We start from the raw sequence: 20,858 nt of genomic DNA on the forward strand, positions 1-20,858 counted from the left end.
CACCATGCGCACCTCGCTGCTCGCATCGCTCGCCCTGCTCCTGCCCTCGCTCGCCACCGCCGAGCCCAAGGTCGTCGCCACCACCGAGGGGCTCGCCGCGCTCGCGCGCGAGGTCGGCGGCGATCGCGCCCGCGTGGAGAGCCTCTCCCGCGGCGTGCAGGACCCGCACTTCGTGGACGCGAACCCGATCCTCGCGGTGAAGCTCCGGAACGCCGACCTCCTCGTGGACGTCGGCCTCGACCTCGAGATCGGCTGGCTGCCGCCGCTCGTGAACCAGTCCCGGAACGCCCAGATCCAGCCCGGCGGCCCGCGGCGGCTCACCGCCGCGAGCGTGATCCAGGTGCTCGACGTGCCGACCGGCGTCGTCGACCGCAGCCGCGGCGACCTCCACCCCGGCGGCAACCCGCACTTCCTCACCGATCCGCGCCGCGCGCTGAAGGTCGCGGAGGCGATCGCCGGGCGGCTCGCGGCGCTGGATCCCGGCGGCGCCGATCGCTACCAGAAGAACCTCGCCGCGTTCCGCGGCAGGATCGAGGCGGCGATCCCACGCTGGCAGGCGGCGCTCGCGCCCGTGAAGGGGCGGAAGATCATCACCCAGCACCGGACGCTGCCCTACTTCCTCGAGTGGACGGGGCTGCAGTCGGTGGGCGAGCTCGAGCCCCGCCCCGGCGTCCCGCCGCCGCCCGCGCACCTCGCCGACCTCGTCGGCCTGGCGAAGCGCGAGGGGGTGAAGGCGATCGTGCTCGAGAACTACTACGACCGGCGGTCGGCGGACGTCGTGGCGAAGTACTCCGGCGCCAAGGTGGTGCAGATCCCCGGCGACGTCGGGGGCGAGCCCGGGCTCGACGGCTACGAGAAGTACGTGGACATGCTCGTCACGCGCGTGGCCGGGGCGGCGCGATGAGCGGCGCGCTCGTGCGCCTCGAGGGCGCGGCGATCGGGTACGGCCGCCGGCCGCTCCTCCAGGGGCTCGACCTCGCCGTCGGACCGGGCGAGTTCCTGGCGGTGGTCGGCCCGAACGGCGGCGGGAAGACGACGCTCCTCCGGACCCTGCTCGGCGCCCACGCTCCGGTGGCGGGCCGCGTGGTGCGGCGGGAGGGGCTGCGCGTCGGCTACGTGCCGCAGCGCGAGCACGTGGACACCATCTGGCCCTTCACGGCGGGGGAGGTGACGCTGATGGGCCGCGTGCCGGTCCTCGGGCCCTGGCGGCGGCCCCGCCGCGCCGACCGGGAAGAGGCCCGGCGCGCGCTCTCCCGCGTGGGCGTGGAGCACCTCGCGGAGAAGCGCTTCGGCGAGCTCTCGGGCGGACAGCGCCAGCGCACGCTCATCGCGCGGGCGCTGGTCGCCGATCCCGAGCTCCTCGCGCTCGACGAGCCCACGAGCGGCATGGATCCCGCCGCCGAGCTGGGCCTCATGGACCTGCTGCGGGAGCTGCAGCGCAACGGCGCGCTCACGATCGTGATGGTCTCGCACCGCCTCGAGGCGGTGGCCAACTACGCCCGCGCGCTCGCGTTCGTGGACAAGGACCGGAGGCTGTTCCGGGTGGGCAGCCTCGACGAGATGCTCCGCCCGGACGCGCTCGGCGCGCTCTACGGCCGCGCGGTGGCGGTGCGCGAGGAGGCGGGGCGGCGGCTCGTGTACCCGCTCTCCTCGAACGGCGAGGAGGTGCTCCCGTGAGCGCGCTCCAGGAGTTCCTCGCCGCGCGCGAGATCTGGCAGGTCCCGCTCGCCGCGTCCGTCGTCGCGGGCGCGCTCCTCGGCGCGCTCGGGGTGTACGTCGTCCTCCGGCGCACGGTGTTCGTCTCGGCGGCCCTCACGCAGCTCTCGACGCTGGGCCTCGTCGCGACGCTCCTCGCCGAGGAGCGGTTCCACATCGAGACCGAGCACGCCTCCGAGCAGCTGCTCGTCGCGATCACGTTCTCGGTGGTGGGCGCGCTCGTGCTCGGCGCGCTCCGGTCGCGCCGGCTCCCCGCCGAGGCGACCGTCGGCACGGCCTGGGTGGTGTCGTCGGCGCTCGTGGTCCTCGGCGCGAGCCGCCTCGTGCACGCCGCGCACGATCTCGGCGGGATGGTCTTCGGCAACGCGGTGGCGGTGCCGGCGAGCGACCTCGCGGTCATCGCCGGGGTGGCGGTGCTCTGCACCGTGGTCCACCAGCTCTTCGCGAAGGAGCTCGCGTTCACGTCGTTCGACGCGGAGACGGCGCAGGCGGTGGGGATGCGCGTGCAGCTGTGGGACTCGGTGCTGTTCCTCACCATCGGCCTCGCCATCCCGGTCACGGCGAGGGCGCTCGGGGCGCTGCCGGTCTTCGCGTTCCTCACGCTGCCCGCGGCGGGGGCGCTGCTCCTCGGGGCGCGCTTCCGCGTCGCCTTCCCGCTCGCGGCGGCGCTCGGCGTGGTGGCGGCGGCGGGAGGGTACGTCCTCTCCTGGATCTGGGAGCTCCCCACCGGCGCGACGATGGTCGCGCTCGCCGCGTTCCTCGCGGCGCCCGCCGCGCTGCGGCGCCTCGCGCGGTGATCAGCGGGCCCCGCCGGCGCGGCCCGGGCCGGCCGCGTCGTCGAGGAGCTGGGGCAGCGGCGTCATCGTGCGCGCCGTGGCCCCGGCGGAGCGGCGGGGCAGGGTGACCGTGAAGGTGGTGCCGCGGTCGGGCGCCGACTCGACCGCGATGTCGCCGCCGTGCGCCTGCGCGATCTCGCGCGCGATGTGGAGCCCGAGGCCGAGGCCACGGCCCTCCGCGCCGCTCGCGAAGGCGTCGAAGACGGAGGGGAGGAGCTCGGGCGGGATCGCCGGCCCGGGGTTGTGGACCGCCACCGAGGCGCTCGTCGAGCTGGCGCGAAGCTCGACCGTCACGACGGCTTCCGCCTCCGAGTGCTCGCACGCGTTGGCGAGCAGGTTCGAGAGGACCTGGGCGAGCCTATCGCGATCCCAGTCTCCCTCGCACCGCGGGGGGAGCCGCAGGTCGAAGCGGTGCTGCCGGTGGGAGGGCTCGGTCTCGGCCGCCGCCTGCCGGACGAGCTCGCAGAGGTCGATCTCGGCCCGCGTGAGCGGGATCCCGCGGCCGAGCCGGACGCGGGAGACGTCGAGGAGCTGCTCGACCATGCGCGCCATGCGCCGGGCGCTGCGGAGCACGCGCTCGAGGTGGCCGCGCACCTTCGCGTCCTCGCTGCGCCTGAGCGCGAGCGTCGCGCCGGCGACGACCGCGCCGAGCGGGTTGCGGAGATCATGGCCGAGCACGGCGACGAACGTCTCGGAGAGCCGGACCGCGCGGTTCAGCTCGTCGATGAGCCGCTCGCGCTGCGCCTCGGCGGTGTGGCGGTGGAGCGCCTCGCGGTTCAGCGCGGCGAGCTTCTCCGACGGAAGGGCGAAGTTGCCGGGCTGCTCCGGGGCGACGAGGCGGAGGAGGAGGAGCGCCTCCGGCCCGGGCAGCCGCGCTCCCTCGCAGCGCACCCGCTCGGCGCGCCCCGCGAGCGTGAACGCGCCGGGGAGCGGTCCGGTCGATCGCAGCCAGCTTGCCACGAGCTCGGCGAGCGAGGGATCGCCGGCGAGCTCCACGAGCGCTCGCCCCTCGAGCGCCGCGACGGGTGCGCCGAGCCGCTCGCCCGCGGCCTCGTTGGCCCCGAGCACCACCCCCGCGCGCGAGACGAGCAGGAGCGCGTCCGGCAAGAGCTCTGCGATGGCGCGGAACTCGGCGAGCACGCGATCACTCCCGGACGTACTCGCGGCTCGCTGCGGCGGCCGAGCGCTCGGAGGGGCGGAGGTCGCAGAGCTCGGAGGGCACCGCGGTCCTATGCGGTCCGTCGGGGGTCATGACCGATCCCTTGAGAGGTCTGCCCCCGGCGGAGGACCGGACGAGCGTGCCGGCGATGCGCGGAGCCTGCGGTACGCGGCGAAATGGCGGTGGCGCTACCCTGGCGGTCTCCGGTCACCTCTGTAGCGGATGGAGAAGCGTGCTCAGGCGTCGCGGCCGCGCCGCGCCACCTCACGCGCCTCCTGCGCGAGACCCTCCACCACGGAGTGGAAGCCCTTGAACTGCTCCATGCGCGCCGCGGGCAGCCGGCGGCGGATCTCGGCGGCGATCCGGGGGACCTTCGCGGTGCCGCCGGTGCAGCAGACGACGCCGATGTCCGCGGGCTCCACCCCGGCCGCGCGCACCGTCTCGTCCAGGCTGCCCAGGATCGCGTCCACCTCCCGGCCGCTCGCCTCCTCGAAGCCCGCGCGCGTGACCCGCTCCCGCACCTCGATGCCAGGGTAGGAGAACACGATCTCGGACTTCGTCGCCGAGGAGAGCGTGCGCTTCGCGCGCTCGATCGCCTCGAACAGATGGAAGCCCTGCGTGTCCTCCACGAGGATCGCGAGCTGATCCATGGAGCGGCGATCGTCCTCGGAGAGCGACCACCGCCGCACGTCGGCGAGGAAGCTGGCGATGTCGCGCCGCTGGAGGATCGACAGGTGCGCGGGGGAGCAGAGGTGCTGCACGATCCCCCGAGGCATCCGCAGGACGTTGTTCCCGAACGGCGCCCGGTACTGCACCTCCGCGCCGAAGTGCCGGCCGACCTGTGCCCGCATCAGCGAAGCGTCGAGCGCGTCGCCCGCGACCGCCACGCCGCCCACGGCGAGCACGTCGCCTCGCTCGAGCGCGCGGGGCCCGATGCGGAGCACGGTGAAGTCCGAGGTGCCGCCGCCGAAGTCGCCGATCAGCGCCAGCTCCTCGCGCTGCGCGGCGGCGCCGAACGCGCGCGCCGCGGCGACCGGCTCGGGCAGGAAGTGGACCTCCTCGAAGCCGGCGAGCTCCGCCGCCTTGCGGAGCCGGGCCTCGGCGAAGGCGTCGTCCTCTCCGTCGAAGTGGACCGGGCGCCCCAGGAGCGCCCGCCGCACCTCCGTCCCGAAGTGCGCGTCGGCCCGCACGCGCATGTGGCGCAGCAGGGCGGCGACCAGCTCCTCCGCGGAGACGAGGCGCCCGCGGAGGATCGTCCCGCGGAAGGATCGCGAGCCGAGGTGGTGCTTGATGGAGCGCAGCAGGCGGGCTTCGCCGCCGTGCTCGACGAACTGGCGAAGCGCCTCGCCGCCTACGAACACCCCGCCGGCGTCGGGGAAGCAGAGGATGCTCCGCAGGATCGTCGGATCGGACGCGTCGGGATCGAGCGGCACCGGGTCGAACACCCGATCCCCGTTCGCGGCGGCGAGGAGCGAGTTGCTCGTGCCGAAGTCGATGGCGTAGAGCGTCGGAAGATGGGGCATGCGGCTCTCCGGCGCGCCCGCCGCGGCGACCTCGTCTCTTCCGACCCGCGTCCGCCGGACGCCCGGCCAGCAGGGGCGAGCACGTTCCGAGGCGCGAGAGCGGCTGCCCGGCCAGCGACGTGACCGTGCCGATCGAGAGGGGGTGCGGGGGCGCGAGGTGACCTTCTCTGAGGGATTCGTGGCGCGGGTCGCACTTGATAACCCGTCGCCGGCGACGCCGCCAACCGTTGTCGTGCGCGAGCTGGACTCGCTGGCTGGAGGAGCTCCGCGAGCTTCTTCTGCCGGGCCCGACACCGGACCTGTTCAGGGTGGGACTCCCCGAGATGCTCACTTGCGTCGGGGGGACTTCTTTCCGCCAGAACCATTGAGAGCGACGGCCGCGCGGATGAGCGCCTTGAACGCATTCGCGTCGACCTCCTCACCCTCGTGAATGTCGATGGCGCGCCTTGCGTTCCCGTCGAGGCTCGAGTTGAAGAGCTTGGCAGGATCTTTCAACGAAGCGCCCTTGAAGAAGGTCAGCTTCACCGTCGACTTGTACGACTCTCCCGTGCAGATGCCCCCGTCATGGGACCACACCGGGGTCCCCATCCACTTCCACTCTTCCACGACCTCAGGGTCGGCCTCCCTGATGAGGGCACGCATCCTCGCAAGCGTATCGCCTCTCCAGTCACCCAGCTCGGCGATCCTTTCGCTGATGAGTCTCGAGGCCGCCTCGCCTGCTGCCTGTGAATGACTCTTCATCGTCCCGCCCTTCGTTCGCGACAGGCCGCGTTGCCCGTGGAGCGGCCGGATGAACGCCTCCTCATAATGGGCGACGTCGTGAGACACGACATCTTTGCGGGCGCCTCCGCGTCAGCGACTCGCCGGCAACACCACGCACGCCGTCTGCGACGGACACGACGCCTTCCGCTGGAGCTCGCACGCGCGCTTGCGGTCGCCACGCTCTGGTAGTACTCGCGCGGATAGGCTTTCCACGCCGAGCCAATCCGATCCCGGATGACGCCGGATGCTGTCCTCCAGCGCGGTCGTCATCTCTGCCATCAGCCCCGCCATCCGGAGCAGGTGGAGCCTCCCTTGATGGATGCTCAGGTCGCCGGGCGCGAGCTCGATGGCCGCGTCGAGGTGCTTCACGGCGCGACGGAAGCCCGCGAGCTCCTGGTCCGCGCCGCCCCGGCCATCCGCCTTCGCGTCACCGGCCGCGCGCGCTGCGAGCCCGACCTCGACGTTCGCGAGGCATTTGTGACCTTCGGCTCGCGTGTGGCCTTCGACGGCCTTGAGCCAGGCTTCACACGTCGCCTTCGCGGCGGCGAGGTCACCAGCCAGGAAACTTCCAGACCCACTGCGGACCATCTTCCAGGCTCGCGGTCGAGTCGGTGCTGGCGCCCGGAGTCCTGCTCGATCCGCCCCGATGCGGCACATCGTGCGCTCTCCTGCTAGCGTGTCGTGTTCGTCCATGGGAGGCGTACATGTCCGGAGTCGCTCGTTCACTCATCGTCTTCGGCTGGTATCTCGCGGGCTTCGGAATTGGGCTCGTCCTCATTCCGAACGTCCTGCTCGGGATCTTCGGCCTGCCGCCAACCGAGGAGGTCTGGATCCGCGTCGTCGGGGTGCTGGTGCTCGTCATCGCCTACTTCAATGTCCGGCTCGGGCGCGAGGAGTTCCTCCCCCATGCGCGGCTCACCGTTCACGCGCGCATGGCGGTGCTCGTCTTCCTGGTCGCGTTCGTACTCGCCGGGCTCGCCAAGCCGATCCTCATCCTGGTCGGCGTGATCGACTTCGCCGGCGCGCTCTGGACCGCCGCAGCGCTCCGGAGCCACGCGCGGAACGCGACCCAGCCGCTGGTTGGATGATCGGGCGTTCCGCACCAGGCCTGATGAGCGACGCGACTTCATCCGGGAGCGTCGGAACGAAGCGGTTGCCGTCACGCCCCGACCGCTGTTACGTTCCGCGGTCGCAAGGGGAGTAGTTCCCGCCGCACGAGCGGCGGAGGGGTGATCGACACACCGCCTTCGGGCCGGTCCCCCACCTCGCCACGCGCGAGACGAACGAGACCTTCGGACGGGGTAACCACACCCTGGCCGAGGTCGTTCGTCCGCCGCATCCGACCCCGGCCAGCCACTTTACGCGGGCACGCCCGCCGGGAGTCGTACTTGGAAGCGATCGTCAGCTCCTTCTTCCTGGTCGCCATCAGCGAGATGGGCGACAAGACTCAGCTCCTCGCGTTTTCGCTCGCGACCAAGTACCGCCGGCCGTGGGTCGTGATGGGCGGGATCCTCGCGGCGACCCTCCTCAACCACGCGCTCGCGTCGACCGTGGGGACGTGGGCGTCGGCGCACGTCCCGCCGCGGGTCATGGCGGGGATCCTCGCAGCGACGTTCATCGCGTTCGGGCTCTGGACCTTGAAGCCGGACACGCTCGAGGAGAACGCGCGGCCGGATCGCTTCGGCCCGTTTCTCACGACGACGTTCCTGTTCTTCCTCGCGGAGATGGGGGACAAGACGCAGCTCGCGACCGTCGCCCTGGCCGCGCGGTTCGGGTCAGTCCTGCTCGTCACCACGGGCACGACGCTCGGGATGCTCGCGTCGGACGGTCTCGCCGTGTTCCTCGGAGAGCGGCTCGCGGAGCGCGCGCCCATGAGGTGGATCCGAATCGGAGCCGCCGGCCTGTTCTTCGCGTTCGGCGCCGCCTCCGCGTGGACGGCGACCCAGGGCGCGTGACTCGACGCACGCGCCCTCCCTCCTCGCCGAGGGGCCGTCGAATCGGCGGCCGTCGTCTGGAGCCGCCTGCACGCCACGCGTGCGGAGCTTGTTCTTGAGGCCGATGATGACGCAACCGCCACTTGCGTCTGGCGCGCATCCACGTCCAGCGGCTGCCCGAGCAGGGCCTGTCGTGGGCTCAGGTGGCGCGCAATCACAGGTGCTCGGCGTCGAACGCGAGGCGGGCCGTTTGGGCCGGCAGCGGCTGCACCCGCAGCACGAGGTTGCGCCGCGAGTGCAACACACGGTGTTCCGTCGTGACGAGACCCGTCAATGGCAAGGACAGACCAGCCCCTGGCCGCCGTCGTGAGCGGTCTTCACGCTGTCCGGGCAGGTCGAATCCGAAGAGCACTGCAGCATCCGGGCGCCCAGCGTAGGGAGGTACTCGGCGCATGCGTACGCATAGCTGCTGTAGGAATTGGCGACGTCCGTCGTGAGCCCGAGAGCGGTCGCAATCGCGTTGCATTCAGCCAACGAGTTTTGCGCGTTGAACCACTTCGAGTCATTGCGCATCAGGCGCTGTCCGATCGATGCACACATGTCCGTGCACCCGACCGTTGAGGCGGTGCTGTAGTCCGGGTCGTAGCACCAGTAGATGTGACCCACCTTCGCGCAATGCGGATTCGTTGCGATACCGGCCGGCTCGACCGTCAGCGCTTCTGATTGCTGATCCAGCCCCACGCCCTGTTCCTGCGCCACCTCCTGTCCGCAAGCAACGAGCAGGAGCGCAGCCCCCATCGCCCAGATCACGCGCCTCATCGGTCACCTCCGCGTTTGGCCCTACGAATTACGCGCGGCTCCGTCGCAGCGGGGTATCGATCATCTGGGGTTGCGGCACCGTGCCTTGTACGCCTGTCCGTGCTGGTAGCGAGACCTCGCCGGCTCATCCGCTAGGCACCGGCGGGCCCTCGTGAAGCGCCTCGTCGTGGCGCGCGGGCTACTTACGAGCCCACCCGTATACGAGGAGGTCGGAGAGCGAAGGACCGCCCGGTGTTCGACGAGTTGGAAGACGTTCGCGCGGGTCGGGTTCAGGCGGTCGGCTGGTTAGGCCCCCTACACTGCTCGATGCGAGTCGACCGAGGGTCAAGACCTTCCACTTCCCACTTTTGACGACTGAACCCTTGGGCGCGTCCGTCACCCAGCCGCGTGCACCACGAAGAAACAGTTCTGGATGTCGTGCGGCAGCGTGTGGACCGACACCTCGCCGAAGCCGGCATCCGCAAGCATCGCCCGGGCGCGCTCCTCGCCCCACATCGTCCCGAGCCCGGCCCCGCCCTGCGCGAGCGAGACGGTCATGCAGTGCATGACCGACACGGCATAGAGGAACGGCGCGAGCGGGTGATCGACGTTCCGCTCGAGGGCGCTCGACGCGCGGATGTCCTGCATCAGGAAGATCCCGTCCGGCGCGAGACGCCGCTGGATCGCGCGCAGTGCGCCGGCGGGATCGGCCTGGTCGTGGATCGCGTCGAACGCGGTGACGAGCTCGTACCGCTCGTCGCCGACCGCCCCGGCGGCGTCCCGCACCTCGAACGCGACGTTGGTGAGCCCCTGCTCGGCGGCGGCTGCGCGCGCAGCGCGGATCGCCTCCTCTGAGAAGTCGTGCCCCGTGAACCGGCTCCGCGGGTACGCCCGCGCGAGCGCGACGAGCGCCCGCCCTGAGCCGCAGCCCACGTCGAGGACGGAGATCCCGCTCCGCAGGTCCTCCTCGAGCCCGGGCACGAGGGCGACGATCGCTTCGATCGCGCCCACGACGCTCTGCCCGCTGTCCTCCGCCATCACCTCGTGGAAGCGGTCGAACGCGGAGTACGGGACGCCGCTCCCTCTGCGGAAGCATTCGACGATCCTGTCCTCGACGGACCCGAGCAGCGCCACGTACTGGGCGTAGACCGCGACGTTGTTGGGCGTGGCGGCGCGCGTGAGGAGCGCCGCGTGCGCGGCGGGCAGGCGGTACCGTCCGCCTCGCGGCTCGTACTCGACCATCCTCGCCGTCGTCATCGCGCCGAGCCACTCGCGAACGTACCGCTCGTCCAGCCGCGCCTCGCGCGCGAGCTCCTCGCTCGTCGCGGGCGGCAGGCGCGCCATCGCGTCGAAGAGCCCCGTGCGGTGGCCGATCGAGGTCATGAGCGCCGTCCCGGCGTCGTCGAGCATGGCGACGAGTCGGCTCCCGAACGCCTCCACCGCCTGCGGGTCCGGTGTGGCCCGCGTGGATGCCGCATGCTGCTGCTCCATGGCCGCCCTCCTAGCCGCGGGATCTAGGCGCGGCGCAACGCCACAGCCATGACGGTGCCGGCAGGAGGTCGGTCGAGCGCCGCCTCGGACGCCATATCGAAGCCAACCAGGCTTGACCCGGGGGCCACGTCGCTGCGCCGTTCGCGTTTGGGCCTACGGGCAGACCGGCGAGAGGTCGACGAGGGGATCGCTGAGGTCCGGCAGGCACGTCGCGACCGGATCGTCGGCCCGCACGCACACGTGGTAGCTGAGCTCCGTCACCGTCGGAGCGTCCCACACAGTTCGGCACGCTTCCTCGGTGGCGAAGCTGAACCGCAGCCCGAACTCCTGCTGCCCGGGATCGAGCTCCGGCACCCACGGCGGACCGGAGTACTGCCTCCAGACCTCTTCCAGGAGCCCGCCGTCGAGCATCCTCATCGTCGTGTCGGTCCGCTGGTACGCGTAACACCGGATCGGGAAGTCGCAGACGTTCACCATACGATACCCGTGCACCCACTCGCCGGAGAGCTCGCCGCAGTGCACGTCCTCCACGTGCAGGCACGACGTGGCGACGTTGCACGACGCCCAGGGCGTGAGGAGTGCCGGCTCGATCCATCGCGGGCACCCGGTCCCGCCTTGAGCGCAGGGGCAGATGCACGTCGACGCCGGCGCGGCATCCACCTTCCCGCAGGAATCGACGTCGTAAAGGTGGTCGTCGACGCAGCTCAGGCTCGCCTGCGGAGCGCACACCGCCGGGACCGTCGCCTCGCTGCGAGGGGGCTCCGCGCAGCCGAGCACGAGCGCGAGCAGGATCGACAGTGACAGGGCGCGGCTCATCCTGGATTCTGGCCCGTGCGTGCGAGCGCGGAGAGCGCGAGCGACCCTCATCCCGTTCATGCCGTGTCCCCTTCGTAAACGGGCGCGGCCCTCGGGCGAGCGGAGCCGCGCGTTCACACCACGTGACGCGATGATACGCCACCACCGCAGGGCGCGCCCCGGAAACCCGGTGCCCTCCCGCGCCTCCGGGCCAACCCCGGAGCTCGGAGCAAAACCCCGAAGCCATCGAGGACGAGTAAGGCCTCGCTCAGCAGAGTTCTTCGCTGTGTGAAGCTCCTGGAGCGGCCCCGCCCGCGGTCACGCTGGCGTCGGGGAGCGGCGAAGTTCGCGCGCGCCATAGGGGCGGCCAATGCGCAGCCGCGACCGTCTTCAATTTCAAAAATGCCAGACGCGGCATTCGTCGCGGGAAGTCACGCGGGCCGAACAGGTCATCGTCCAGGCAGGCGGAGTCCCCGGCCAACGCCTACCGAACGCCATCTCGTGGTCCGGAAACGCGGCACGGCTGGACGCTGGCGGTTGCGAGCCGACGCGGCGCTGCCCGAACCGGCGGGCTGACCTCGCTTTCGAGCCGCCCTCCGGGTGAGGGCACGCAAGGTGGCCAGCGGCTGCGGCGCCGAAATGACCCGGCAGCGGCAGTCGCAGCGCGCGCGCCACACCTGCGGGGGAGATGGGGTTTCCCTTGATATCGGCGCCTGCGAATCGGCGCGACCTTCGCGCGAGAGCGATGAGCGCCCGTCGGTGCCCGCTCCGGAGGAAGACAGGCTCAAGTTCGTGCCGTAGAGCTCGTCAAGTGTCTGGAGAAGCGCATCGCTGTCAGCACCGATCGAACGGAACGTAACGCGACCTTGGTATGTGGTCAGCTCGATGTCCTTCCCGAGTGAGCCCGCGCGCCACGCCGGTCCGAGGACGATTTCAAGTGCCACACGCTTACCCCGGCTGCCCGCCGCGTCGCTCGCGCGAGTCGGGTGATACGGCGGCGGGAGCGACCGTCCGTCACCCGCTCGGCAAGCGCGAGCTGGAGCGACGAGCGCGGCGTTTCAGGGCAACACGTCCGTCGCCGGCGGACACGGCGCGCTGACATCCAATCGTGTCGCGACGCGCCCGATGTGCGCGCGACCGCGGAGAGCTCTCGCGCGCCGACGAGCTCGAGTCTCGCGACTGAATCGAGTACGACGTCGCCCAAAAGAAGAACGCCGGCCCAGCGAACTGGGCCGGCGCCTGGATGGTCGCGGTGCTGCAATCGGCAGCCGCTGCACCGCCCCGCCACGATGCGTGTCCGCGACTACTTCGCCGACGGGACCGCCTCGGCCGGCTTGGCCTGGGCCTTCTTCGGGGCCTTCTTCTTCGACTGGTTCGTCGTCTTCGCCGGCTTCGCCTCCTTCGCGGGCGCGACCGGGGCTGCCTCCGCAGGCTTCACGTCCGGCGCGGCGTCGGCGCGCGCGGCTTCGCCGGGCTGAGCGGCGTCGGGCTGGACGGCGCCGGGTTCCGCCTGCGCAGGCGCGGCGGCCGGCGCCTCCGCCTTGGCCGGCTCCTGGGCGAGAGCGGGGGATCCGAGCGAGATCATCGTCAGAAGCGCAGCCGCCGAGATCGTCTTGGTCACGTGTGGACTCCTCGAGGATGGGGGTTGAAGGTCGCGTCTCTTCGGCTCGGCGCGACGCCTGCCCAGCTTGCAACGCGGAGTGCGCTCGGCCATTCCCCTCGCGATGCGAATCGGCGTCGCGGCGGGTGCGTACGCGCGCACATCGGGAACTGTCAGCTCGCTCGGTGTTCCCCGACTGCACCGCGACGGCGACAGCTGGCGCGTGTTCAGTCGTAGAAGCCCTGGTGCGACTTCATCAGCGTCGCAAACTGGGCCTTCCCGTGGCCGAACCAGATCGTCGCCTTCTCGCGGTTGGCCAGCTCCCTGAGTCGCTTCGCGGTACGGACGTAACCAAGCGTGTCGTAGACGATCCCCGGCATGCGGAGGGGAGGGCCGTACTTCGTCGCCGTGTACAGGGCATCGGACGCGATGATGATCTTGCCCGTGTTGGACCGACCGTCACCCGCCGGCGAGCACGACCTGCAGTAACGGAGCGATCACCAGTGCGGGCAGCATCGCCCCGACCGGCGCCGGTCCTCGACGCCGATCCCCGCGAGCACGAGGTTCAGCCCGATCGCCGCGACGAGCAGCGCGCCGGTGCCGCAGACGGCGAGCACGCGCGAGTCCGTCGCCGGGTCCCGGGAGCGCCTGCGCGAGCGCCGCCGCGCGTCCCAAAACGAGAACGCCGGCCCAGTGAGCTGGACCGGCGTTCGGTTGGTTGCGGGGGCAGGATTTGAACCTGCGACCTTCGGGTTATGAGCCCGACGAGCTACCTGGCTGCTCCACCCCGCGTCAGTTGGGAAGGTCGAAACGAGGCGCGTTTCTACTGGCGAACCGGGGTGGGGTCAAGAGTTTTCGAGCGGCGTGCTCGCGGCGCTGCGCCCGCGGCTGCGGCGGAGAGAGCGGGCGCCCGCAGCGGGCGCTCTCTCGTCGAGCCCTGCGGGCGGCGCGATGATCTCGCTAGGCCTTCCCTTCGCGGCGGCGAAACGCGTCGAGGCTCCAGGGTCCGCCGCCGGCCGCGGAGAGGTACAGGAACAGGAACGCATACAGGGCTGCGGGCGCGCCCTGGTTGAGCACCGGCCAGAAGCCCTGCGGGGCGTGCGCGTAGAAGTACGCGACCGCCATCTCACCGGAGAGCAGGAACGCGACGGGCCGGGTGTAGAGCCCGACGAGCAGCAGGAGGCCGCCGAACGTCTCCAGCACGCCGGCGATGCCCGCCAGCGACGCGACCGGCGCCGTTCCCCCCTCCGGCATGATGGCGCCCGGGAACGCGAACAGCTTGGCCGTCCCCACCTGAATGAAGAGAAAGGCGGTGACGATCCTGAGGACGCTGAGCAACTGCGGCGTCCAGGATCGCCAGCGCGTGTCCGGACCGGGAACGTTCAAGGGGTCCTCCGCGGCTCACCGAGGTTCACCCTCGCGACGAACGCGAGGCCTGAAGATCGACACGGGCCGCCGGCGCCTCTCGATGAGCCGCATCGAGAGGATCACGCCCGGGCGGCGAAAGGTGGAGCCTCCGGTCCGCGGCGCCGTGCGCGCGAGGCGACGGCGCCGCGAACGACGGAGCTCACGCGCCGGGGCGCCGCCTCACTTCCAGCCCGGGAACGGGTAGACCGGCTTCGCCTTCGCGATCTGCGGCGGGTAGACCGTGACGGCCTTGCCGCCCTGGTACTGGATGACCGGCATCTTGTGCTGGTTCTGGTTCGTGAAGCCCTCGTACGTCTGGAACTTCACGTCGCCCATGATGCTCGACCAGGTGCCCGTCGCGAGGGCGTCGCGGATCTTCTTCCGGTCGGGTCCGACCTTCGCGACGGTCTCCGCCATGATGGTCATCGCTGCGTACGCGGTCGCCGCGTGGTAGGTCGGCCGCTTCTTGAACCGCGCCTCGTAGCGCTTCGCGAAGTCGGCGGCCCCCGGCCAGCCGGTGTCCGGCGTCCACTGCGTCACGGAGAACACGTTCGTCGAGATGTCCTTCTCGCTCTCGAACTGCGCGGTGTCGAACCCGGCGCCGCCGCCGAGGAACGCCTGGGGCTTCAGGCCCACCTCGCGCGACTGGCGCATGAGCAGGATGGCGTCGGCCACGTACGAGACCATGAAGACGAGGTCCGGGTTCTGCGCCCTGATCTTCGTGAGCGTGGAGCGGTAGTCGGGCGCGCCCTTCTGGTAGGCCTCGTCCGCCACGACCTTGAGCCCCTTCTTCTGCGCCAGGTCCTTGCCGAGCGTGCTCACGGACGTGCCGAAGTCGGTCGACTCGTAGATGAAGGCGATCGTCTTGGGCTTCCCGGCCGCGAGGACCGCGTCGAGGAGCGTCTCCGCGTACTCGTGCGCGGGGGCGCAGAGCCGGAACACCCAGTCGTACCCCTGCCGCGTGATGTCCTCCTTGGACGCCACCGGGATGAGGAGCGGAACCTTGTACTGCTGCGCGAGCTTCGCCATCGCGTTCGCGGGCGCCGACGAGTACGGGCCGACGATGGCGGGCACCTCGTCGCCGGACACGAGCTGCTCGGTCGCGCTCATCGCGACCTGAGGCTTCCCCGTGTCGTCCTGGCGGATGGCCTTCACGTCGATGCCCTTCGCCTTGAGGTCGGAGATCGCGAGGTCGGCGCCGTTCGTGAGCGCCTCGCCGATGGGTGCCTCAGGCCCGGTCACGGAGTTCACGAACCCGAGCGTCACCGAGTTCGCGGCCGCCGCGGGCGCGGCGGCGGTGAGCGCTGCGAGGAGCGGAACGACACGCTTCGTCATCACGAGGAACCTCCAGAGAGAGAGACCGACCAGGAGTCATGCGACGGACCGTGCGCGCGCGCCGCCCCACTCGCGAGGAGGGCCCCGCGCGGGATCTGCGTGGAGGCTGCCGGCCACCCACGGTTCGCTCCCGCCTCCTCGCTGCCCGCTCGGGCACGAGAGCGCCCGGGGGCGATGCATGCGGGGCCGCCGGGCCTTAGGACTCATGCGGTGGCCTCCCTGGACCTCGACACACCGCTCGTCCGCGCCCTCCTGCAAAACGCCCCCGTGGGGATCGCCATCCTCGACCGGGACGGGCGACACCGCGCGGTGAACGCGGAGTGGTGCCGTCAGACTCGCCGCTCGCCCTCGGAGGTCGTCGGGAAGACGGCCAGCGAGGTGTGGGGTACGCCCGAGAGCGTGGCTGCCGAGCGGGAGCAGCTGGAGCGCCTTCGCTCGGGCCGACCGGTCGAGTGGCAGGACTACACGCACCGGGAGGGCGAGGAGACCGTTCATTACCGCTGGGGCTTCACGCCGGTGATCGCGGACGACGGCAAGGTCGTCGGAGGGGTCGCGTTCACGCTGAAGGTCACGGACCAGGTGAACGTCGAGCGCGCGCTCGAGGCGCTCCAGCGCGCCGAGCAGGACCGCGACCTCTTCCTCGCCGCGCTGGGCCACGACCTGCGCGGCCCCCTCGGCGTCATCCGGACCGGCGCCGATCTCCTCCTCCGCTCGTCCGCGGCGCTGCAGCCCGACGTCCAGCGGATCGCCGCTCGGACCGTGCGGAGCGTGAGCCGGATGACACGCCTCATCTCGCAGCTCCTCGACTTCGCGCGGAGCCGGTCGGGGACGATGGCGCTCCACCCGAGCTCGTTCGACCTCCGCGAGGTGTGCGAGGAGGTCGCCACCGACGCCGCGGTCTCCGACACGCCGGCGACGCTCGAGCTCGCGCTCGGTCCGGCGTGCACGGGCTTCTGGGATCGCGACCGGCTCGAGCAGCTCGTCCACAACCTCGTGGCGAACGCGATCGAGCACGGCGCGCCCCCGGCGCGCGTGACGCTCCGCTCGGACGGCGGCGACGCCGTCCTGGTGGTGGCGAACGCGAACCGCGGTCCGCCGATCGCGCCCGAGACGCTCCCGCGCCTGTTCGAGCCGTTCCACCAGCCCGACCGCGAGCACCGCTCCGGCCTCGGGCTCGGCCTGTACATCGCGCGGTCGATCGCCGAGGCGCACCGCGGCGCGCTCACCGCGGAGTCCGACGCGCAGGGGACCCGCTTCACGCTCCGGCTGCCGCGATCGTGAGCGCGGTTGCGCGGCGCCCGGGTCGGGTGCGCCGCGCCGCGCTCGGACCATCGAGCGGCTCCGGGCGATCCGACGAACGTCAGCTCCTGCGAGCGGCGCTCGCCTCCTGCTCGGCCGCGGCGCGGAGCGGCTCGACCGCGTAGCGGCGCATCTGCGCGCGCATGACGGGCCGCAGGAACGGGGAGAGGAGGCGGTAGGCGCCCTTCATCCGCACCGCTCCGTGGAGCGTGTAGCGCATCCCGCCTGGCTCGGGGATGAACTCGCTCACGAAGGTCGCGTCGTAGCGGCGCTTGGACTCCTCGAGCGCGAGGCAGGTGGGGGAGACCTGGCGGAGCCGGTTCGGCACCTTGCCCTCGCGCCGGTGCTGAACCTCCACGACTAGCTCCCCGCCCTCGGCGCGCACCACGCGCGCCGCCACGATGGTCGCCGGGAAGATCGTCGGCCAGCGGGCGGGGTCCGCGTACAGCGCGAGCACCTGCTCGGCTGCAGCGTCGATGTGCGTCGAGATCGTGACCCGCACCGGCGAGCCCGAGCGCCCGGACCCGAGCTCGGGGTCGCCCTCGGCGGGCCGCTCGGAGCGCGCGCCGTTCGCGCGCGGGAACATCCGTCTCGGCATCGTCACGCCTCCCGCGCGCTCGGCGGCGCGCCCTCGGAGCGAGCCCGGCTGCGCGAGGGAGCCACGCTCGCGCCGCTCGAGACGTAACGGCGGGAGCGCGGGAAGCGAACGTCAGTCCCCGCTCGGCACGCACCGCGTCGAGTCGAGCGTCACCGCCTGCCCGGTGCCCTCGTGCACGAGCAGGCACGCGTCGCCGCGCATCACGAGGCGAAACCGTTCGGGCATCCCGAGCTCGCGTCCGGAGACCGGCAGGCCGCAGGGATCGCGCAACGGCGCTCGCTCGACGCTGAGGGCGCTCGACCGCGTGAGCGCGTCGTCCGCGAGCGTGACCGGCGCACCGTGGAGGGCGGCGCTCACGGCCGCGGCGAGCGCGGCGCGGCTCGCGGGGGTCGGCTCGACGATCACGGCCGGCACCTCGTGGGGCTCGGAGCGCACCGTCCGGCAGCCGGCCGCGAGGAGCGCGGGCGCGAGCACGAGGAGAGTCGTCAGGGCGCGCATCGCGCTCACCTCGTCACGATCCGGTTCTGGCGCCAGGGCGACTTGACCACCTCGCCCTCGCCCGCGAGCGCTTCCTGCGACACGAGCGCCCGCGCCGCGGCCGTCGTCGCAGCCGCCGTCAGCGGGCAGCTCCCGGTCGCGCGGTACGCGAGCGCCGCCGCGAGGCGACCCTCGCGGGCGTCGCCGAGCGCGTGGTCGAAGTCGTCCGACACCGCGCAGCCGGGCACGCCTGCGCCGCCGCTCCCGCCCGGCACGAAGCCGTCGCCGTAGCTCCCGAAGCCCTGGTCGTTCACGCCCTGGACCTGGATGGCGAAGTAGGTCGTGCCGCAGTTGTCCTGCGGCGAGAAGCTGTACGGCTTGCCGCAGGTCGTGGCGCCGATCTGGATCACGCTCACGCCGATGCCGCGGAGGCCGTTGATGATGGACTCGCTCGCCGAGCACGTCCCCGAGCCGGTGAGGACGAAGACGCGGTCGAGCCCGAGGAAGGGCAGGGCGGCGCCAGGCGCGCTCGAGAAGCCCTGCGTCGCGTCGAGGAACGGCATGGGGGGGAACGGCAGCCCCGTGGCCGGATCCCGCGTGGCGATCTTGTCGTTGAACACGAGGCGCTCGAACGCCTTTCCGGACGTCGCGGTGGGACCCGCGATCATGTAGGCGAGCTCGCTCGCGATGGCGAGATAGCCGCCGCCGTTGTACCGGAGGTCGAGCACGAGATCGGCCACCCCCGCGCCCCGGAGCTGCTCGATCGCCGCGACGAGCTGCGACTCGGCGGTCGCGAAGTGGTCGTTGAAGAGGACGTACCCGACGGTGCCGCCGCTGGTCGGGATCGTGAGGGTGGTGGGGACGGGCGCGCTCTCGACGTTCGCCGAGGTGATCCACACCGTGCGCGTGCCGAGCGCGTCGGCGAACGTCAGGCTGTGGGTCTCGCCCGCCGCCGCCGGGAACAGGCCGGCGTTCAGCGTGGCGACGTCGCTGCCGTTGACGAGATCCACGCCGTCCACATCGAGGACCTCGGCGCCGCGCGCGATGCCGGCCAGCGCGGCGGGCGAGCCCGGCTCCACGTACGCGGCCACGATCCGGCGCGGCGGGGCGGGCGCCAGGACCACCCACTGCACGCCGTAACCCGCCTCCACGCCGGACTGGGAGAGCGCCACCCAGGCGTCGGTCGGATAGGTGAAGTGGAACCGGTCCTTCGGGCGCCCCGACTCGGTCAACGCGGGCGTCTTCAGCACGTCGAAGTAGCTCACGGCCGTCGCGTAGTGCGCGGGATCCGCGTCCGGGACCTCGCGGTACCAGAGGTAGAGCTCGTCGATCCAGGAGCGGAGCCAGGCCTTCTCGTCGGCGAGCGTCCCCTGCCGGTCGGCGTACGGCGCGCCGGTGGAGGGGTCGATTCCGGCTCGCGGCGCGGCACATCGCGCCGCGAACTCCGTGGAGGGCGGAAGCGAGGCGCCATCGCCGGACGAGTGGCACGCCGCGGTCGCCGCGAGGATCGCAATCGCGATCGGCAGGAGAGCAGGGAGGCGCGGCGCGCGGGCCAGGGAGCTGGGCATGGGAGGTCTCCTCCGGAGGTGCTCGAGCGGCGGAATGCTTGCACGGAGCGTGCGGAGCCCGCAAGCGAGGTGACCCCACCGGATTCCACGTACCGTGGGTCCTGCCCGCCCTCTGCTGCGCTCGTGACGGGGGCGCGCAACTCCTCACGCGCCACGCGCCGTCGGCCATCTCTTCGCGGGTGTACCATCCCACCGGAACGGGTCGGCGGACGGCCCGGCGACGAGGGGGCAACGTGAAGATCGTTCTCTTCGGGGCGACCGGGATGGTAGGGCAGGGTGCGCTCCGGGAGTGCCTGCGCGATCCCGACGTCGAGCGCGTCCTCGCGATCGGGCGCAGCCCGACCGGTCGGCGTGACGCGAAGCTCCGCGAGGTCGTCCGGGCGGATCCTTCGGATCTCTCCGGTCTCGAGGGCGAGCTCGCCGCCTGCGACGCCTGCTTCTTCTGTCTCGGCGTGTCGTCGGCGGGGATGTCGGAGCGCGACTACCGGCGCGTCACCAAGGAGCTCACCCTCGCGGTCGCGCGGACGCTCGTGGCGTGCAATCCCCGCATGACGTTCGTCTACGTTTCGGGGGCGGGGACGGACAGCACCGAGCGCGGGCGGTCGATGTGGGCGCGGGTGAAGGGGGAGACCGAGAACGCGCTGCTGCGGCTCCCGTTCGCGTCGGCGTACATGTTCCGGCCGGGCTTCATCCAGGCGCTGCACGGCATCACCTCGCGGACGAGGCTCTACCGTGCGCTCTACCCGCTGCTGTCGCCGCTCTTCCCGGTGATGAACGCGCTCTTCCCGGACCTCGTGACGACCACGGAGCGGCTCGGGCGGGCGATGCTCGCCGTCGCGAAGGGCGGGGCGAAGAGCCCGGTGCTCGAGACCCGCGACATCAACGCGCTCGCGCGCGGAGCGGCGTCTCCCTCGACGCGCTGAGCGGGGGCGTGGGCGCCGCGCCGCTCGTGGACCGGACGCTCCGACGGCGCGCGGTCCTCCCGGCGCCGGCATCGCCGCTCGCGCACCGTCGCCGCGCGCGATGGGCCCGGCTTCACGAGGCAGGCCCCGCGAAGCGTCGGCGTGATCGCGCCACCGCACATACAAGGCGCCGGAGAGGAGGACACCGCGATGGGAAACCCGTTCGTACACGTCGAGCTGAACACGACCGATCCCGAGAAGGCGAAGGCGTTCTACGGCAGGCTGTTCGACTGGAAGCTGGAAGACGTCCCGATGGGACACGGTGGGTCGTACACGATGATCAACGTGGGTGAGGGGACGGGCGGCGGGCTCATGAAGCACCCGATGCCCGGGGCGCCCTCGTCCTGGCTCGCCTACGTCCTCGTGGACGACGTCGCCGCGGCGACGAAGAAGGCTCAGTCGCTCGGCGCCACCATCCTGAAGGACGTCACCGAGGTGCCCGGCGCCGGCTGGTTCAGCCTGATCGTCGATCCGACCGGCGCCGCCCTGGGCCTGTGGAAGTCGAAGTAGAGGACCGATCCCAACTTCCCGGACCCGACTCCCGTCCTCGCCGCGCCCCGCCGCGGGCGCCCCTGGCGCGGGATTCGCCGGGAGCGCA

General features: G+C 71.9%; 22 protein-coding genes and 1 tRNA gene. 8 read left to right on the forward strand and 15 right to left on the reverse strand.

Going from position 1 to position 20,858, the window contains the following annotated elements; all coding sequences use genetic code 11:
• Positions 1 to 4 precede the first annotated feature (4 nt).
• From MNY60_RS02890 to MNY60_RS02900, 3 genes are read left to right on the forward strand one after another with little or no spacing between them, the layout of a single operon-like run.
• Positions 5 to 904, forward strand: coding sequence for a metal ABC transporter substrate-binding protein (locus MNY60_RS02890; RefSeq protein WP_242360015.1), 900 nt, complete (start codon positions 5 to 7; stop codon positions 902 to 904).
• On the forward strand, positions 901 to 1,677 hold the full coding sequence (locus tag MNY60_RS02895) for a metal ABC transporter ATP-binding protein (protein WP_242333856.1): 777 nt from the start codon (positions 901 to 903) through the stop codon (positions 1,675 to 1,677). The genes MNY60_RS02890 and MNY60_RS02895 overlap by 4 nt, the downstream gene beginning before the upstream one ends.
• Entirely contained in the window at positions 1,674 to 2,513 is an 840-nt protein-coding gene (locus tag MNY60_RS02900; protein ID WP_242353488.1) for a metal ABC transporter permease, read from the forward strand. Before MNY60_RS02895 ends, MNY60_RS02900 begins: the two co-directional genes overlap by 4 nt.
• On the opposite strand, the gene MNY60_RS02905 is transcribed toward MNY60_RS02900, so the two are convergent.
• From MNY60_RS02905 to MNY60_RS02920, 4 genes are all read right to left on the reverse strand, one after another.
• On the reverse strand, positions 2,514 to 3,692 hold the full coding sequence (locus tag MNY60_RS02905; RefSeq protein WP_242353490.1) for a sensor histidine kinase KdpD: 1,179 nt from the start codon (positions 3,690 to 3,692) through the stop codon (positions 2,514 to 2,516).
• 255 nt (positions 3,693 to 3,947) lie between these two features.
• Positions 3,948 to 5,234: an Hsp70 family protein gene (locus MNY60_RS02910; RefSeq protein WP_242333848.1), complete on the reverse strand. Its 1,287-nt coding sequence runs from the start codon at positions 5,232 to 5,234 to the stop codon at positions 3,948 to 3,950.
• Positions 5,235 to 5,561: 327 nt separating this feature from the next.
• On the reverse strand, positions 5,562 to 5,975 hold the full coding sequence (locus tag MNY60_RS02915; protein ID WP_242333917.1) for a DUF1801 domain-containing protein: 414 nt from the start codon (positions 5,973 to 5,975) through the stop codon (positions 5,562 to 5,564).
• Positions 5,976 to 6,086: 111 nt separating this feature from the next.
• Positions 6,087 to 6,584 carry a hypothetical protein gene (locus MNY60_RS02920; RefSeq protein WP_242353492.1) on the reverse strand — a complete coding sequence of 166 codons (498 nt, stop codon included), beginning with the start codon at positions 6,582 to 6,584 and terminating at the stop codon, positions 6,087 to 6,089.
• A 116-nt stretch (positions 6,585 to 6,700) separates the two neighbouring features.
• On the opposite strand from MNY60_RS02920, the gene MNY60_RS02925 reads away from it, so the two are divergent.
• Entirely contained in the window at positions 6,701 to 7,084 is a 384-nt protein-coding gene (locus MNY60_RS02925) for a hypothetical protein (RefSeq protein WP_242333842.1), read from the forward strand.
• A 300-nt stretch (positions 7,085 to 7,384) separates the two neighbouring features.
• Positions 7,385 to 7,951, forward strand: a complete 567-nt coding sequence (locus MNY60_RS02930) for a TMEM165/GDT1 family protein (protein WP_242333839.1) — start codon at positions 7,385 to 7,387, stop codon at positions 7,949 to 7,951.
• Between the two features lie 309 nt (positions 7,952 to 8,260).
• Here MNY60_RS02930 and MNY60_RS02935 read toward each other — a convergent pair whose 3' ends face one another.
• The 8 genes from MNY60_RS02935 to MNY60_RS02970 all read right to left on the reverse strand — a co-directional run bounded on the left by MNY60_RS02935 (position 8,261) and on the right by MNY60_RS02970 (position 15,356).
• Entirely contained in the window at positions 8,261 to 8,749 is a 489-nt protein-coding gene (locus tag MNY60_RS02935; RefSeq protein ID WP_242333836.1) for a hypothetical protein, read from the reverse strand.
• A 375-nt stretch (positions 8,750 to 9,124) separates the two neighbouring features.
• Positions 9,125 to 10,219, reverse strand: a complete 1,095-nt coding sequence (locus MNY60_RS02940; protein WP_242333834.1) for a class I SAM-dependent methyltransferase — start codon at positions 10,217 to 10,219, stop codon at positions 9,125 to 9,127.
• A 153-nt stretch (positions 10,220 to 10,372) separates the two neighbouring features.
• Positions 10,373 to 11,035, reverse strand: a complete 663-nt coding sequence (locus tag MNY60_RS02945) for a hypothetical protein (RefSeq protein WP_242333832.1) — start codon at positions 11,033 to 11,035, stop codon at positions 10,373 to 10,375.
• A gap of 1,282 nt (positions 11,036 to 12,317) precedes the next feature.
• The gene (locus MNY60_RS02950; protein WP_242333829.1) at positions 12,318 to 12,635 is read right to left on the reverse strand and encodes a hypothetical protein; all 318 of its coding nucleotides are present in this window, start codon (positions 12,633 to 12,635) and stop codon (positions 12,318 to 12,320) included.
• Between the two features lie 206 nt (positions 12,636 to 12,841).
• On the reverse strand, positions 12,842 to 12,994 hold the full coding sequence (locus tag MNY60_RS02955) for a hypothetical protein (RefSeq protein ID WP_242333826.1): 153 nt from the start codon (positions 12,992 to 12,994) through the stop codon (positions 12,842 to 12,844).
• Between the two features lie 335 nt (positions 12,995 to 13,329).
• Positions 13,330 to 13,406, reverse strand: a tRNA-Met gene (locus tag MNY60_RS02960).
• 168 nt (positions 13,407 to 13,574) lie between these two features.
• Positions 13,575 to 14,000, reverse strand: a complete 426-nt coding sequence (locus MNY60_RS02965; RefSeq protein ID WP_242333823.1) for a DoxX family protein — start codon at positions 13,998 to 14,000, stop codon at positions 13,575 to 13,577.
• Positions 14,001 to 14,201: 201 nt separating this feature from the next.
• Entirely contained in the window at positions 14,202 to 15,356 is a 1,155-nt protein-coding gene (locus MNY60_RS02970; protein ID WP_242333820.1) for an ABC transporter substrate-binding protein, read from the reverse strand.
• 210 nt (positions 15,357 to 15,566) lie between these two features.
• Between MNY60_RS02970 and MNY60_RS02975 the strand changes: the two genes are divergently transcribed.
• Positions 15,567 to 16,637 (forward strand): PAS domain-containing sensor histidine kinase, encoded by a 1,071-nt coding sequence (locus tag MNY60_RS02975; protein WP_242333817.1) that lies wholly within the window; start codon positions 15,567 to 15,569, stop codon positions 16,635 to 16,637.
• 79 nt (positions 16,638 to 16,716) lie between these two features.
• Here the strand turns inward: MNY60_RS02975 and MNY60_RS02980 are convergent, their stop codons facing one another.
• From MNY60_RS02980 to MNY60_RS02990, 3 genes are all read right to left on the reverse strand, one after another.
• Positions 16,717 to 17,253 (reverse strand): SRPBCC family protein, encoded by a 537-nt coding sequence (locus MNY60_RS02980; RefSeq protein ID WP_242353496.1) that lies wholly within the window; start codon positions 17,251 to 17,253, stop codon positions 16,717 to 16,719.
• A 111-nt stretch (positions 17,254 to 17,364) separates the two neighbouring features.
• Entirely contained in the window at positions 17,365 to 17,751 is a 387-nt protein-coding gene (locus MNY60_RS02985) for a hypothetical protein (protein WP_242333811.1), read from the reverse strand.
• 5 nt (positions 17,752 to 17,756) lie between these two features.
• A complete protein-coding gene (locus MNY60_RS02990) occupies positions 17,757 to 19,298 on the reverse strand; it encodes a S41 family peptidase (RefSeq protein ID WP_242333808.1) in 1,542 nt (513 codons plus the stop codon).
• 233 nt (positions 19,299 to 19,531) lie between these two features.
• Here MNY60_RS02990 and MNY60_RS02995 point away from each other — a divergent pair, with 233 nt between their 5' ends.
• Both MNY60_RS02995 and MNY60_RS03000 read left to right on the forward strand, forming a co-directional pair.
• The gene (locus tag MNY60_RS02995) at positions 19,532 to 20,221 is read left to right on the forward strand and encodes an NAD-dependent epimerase/dehydratase family protein (protein WP_242333805.1); all 690 of its coding nucleotides are present in this window, start codon (positions 19,532 to 19,534) and stop codon (positions 20,219 to 20,221) included.
• A 189-nt stretch (positions 20,222 to 20,410) separates the two neighbouring features.
• Positions 20,411 to 20,770 (forward strand): VOC family protein, encoded by a 360-nt coding sequence (locus MNY60_RS03000; protein WP_242333802.1) that lies wholly within the window; start codon positions 20,411 to 20,413, stop codon positions 20,768 to 20,770.
• Positions 20,771 to 20,858: the final 88 nt, after the last annotated feature.

This window comes from Anaeromyxobacter sp. SG17 (assembly GCF_022690695.1).
GTDB lineage: Bacteria > Myxococcota > Myxococcia > Myxococcales > Anaeromyxobacteraceae > Anaeromyxobacter > Anaeromyxobacter soli.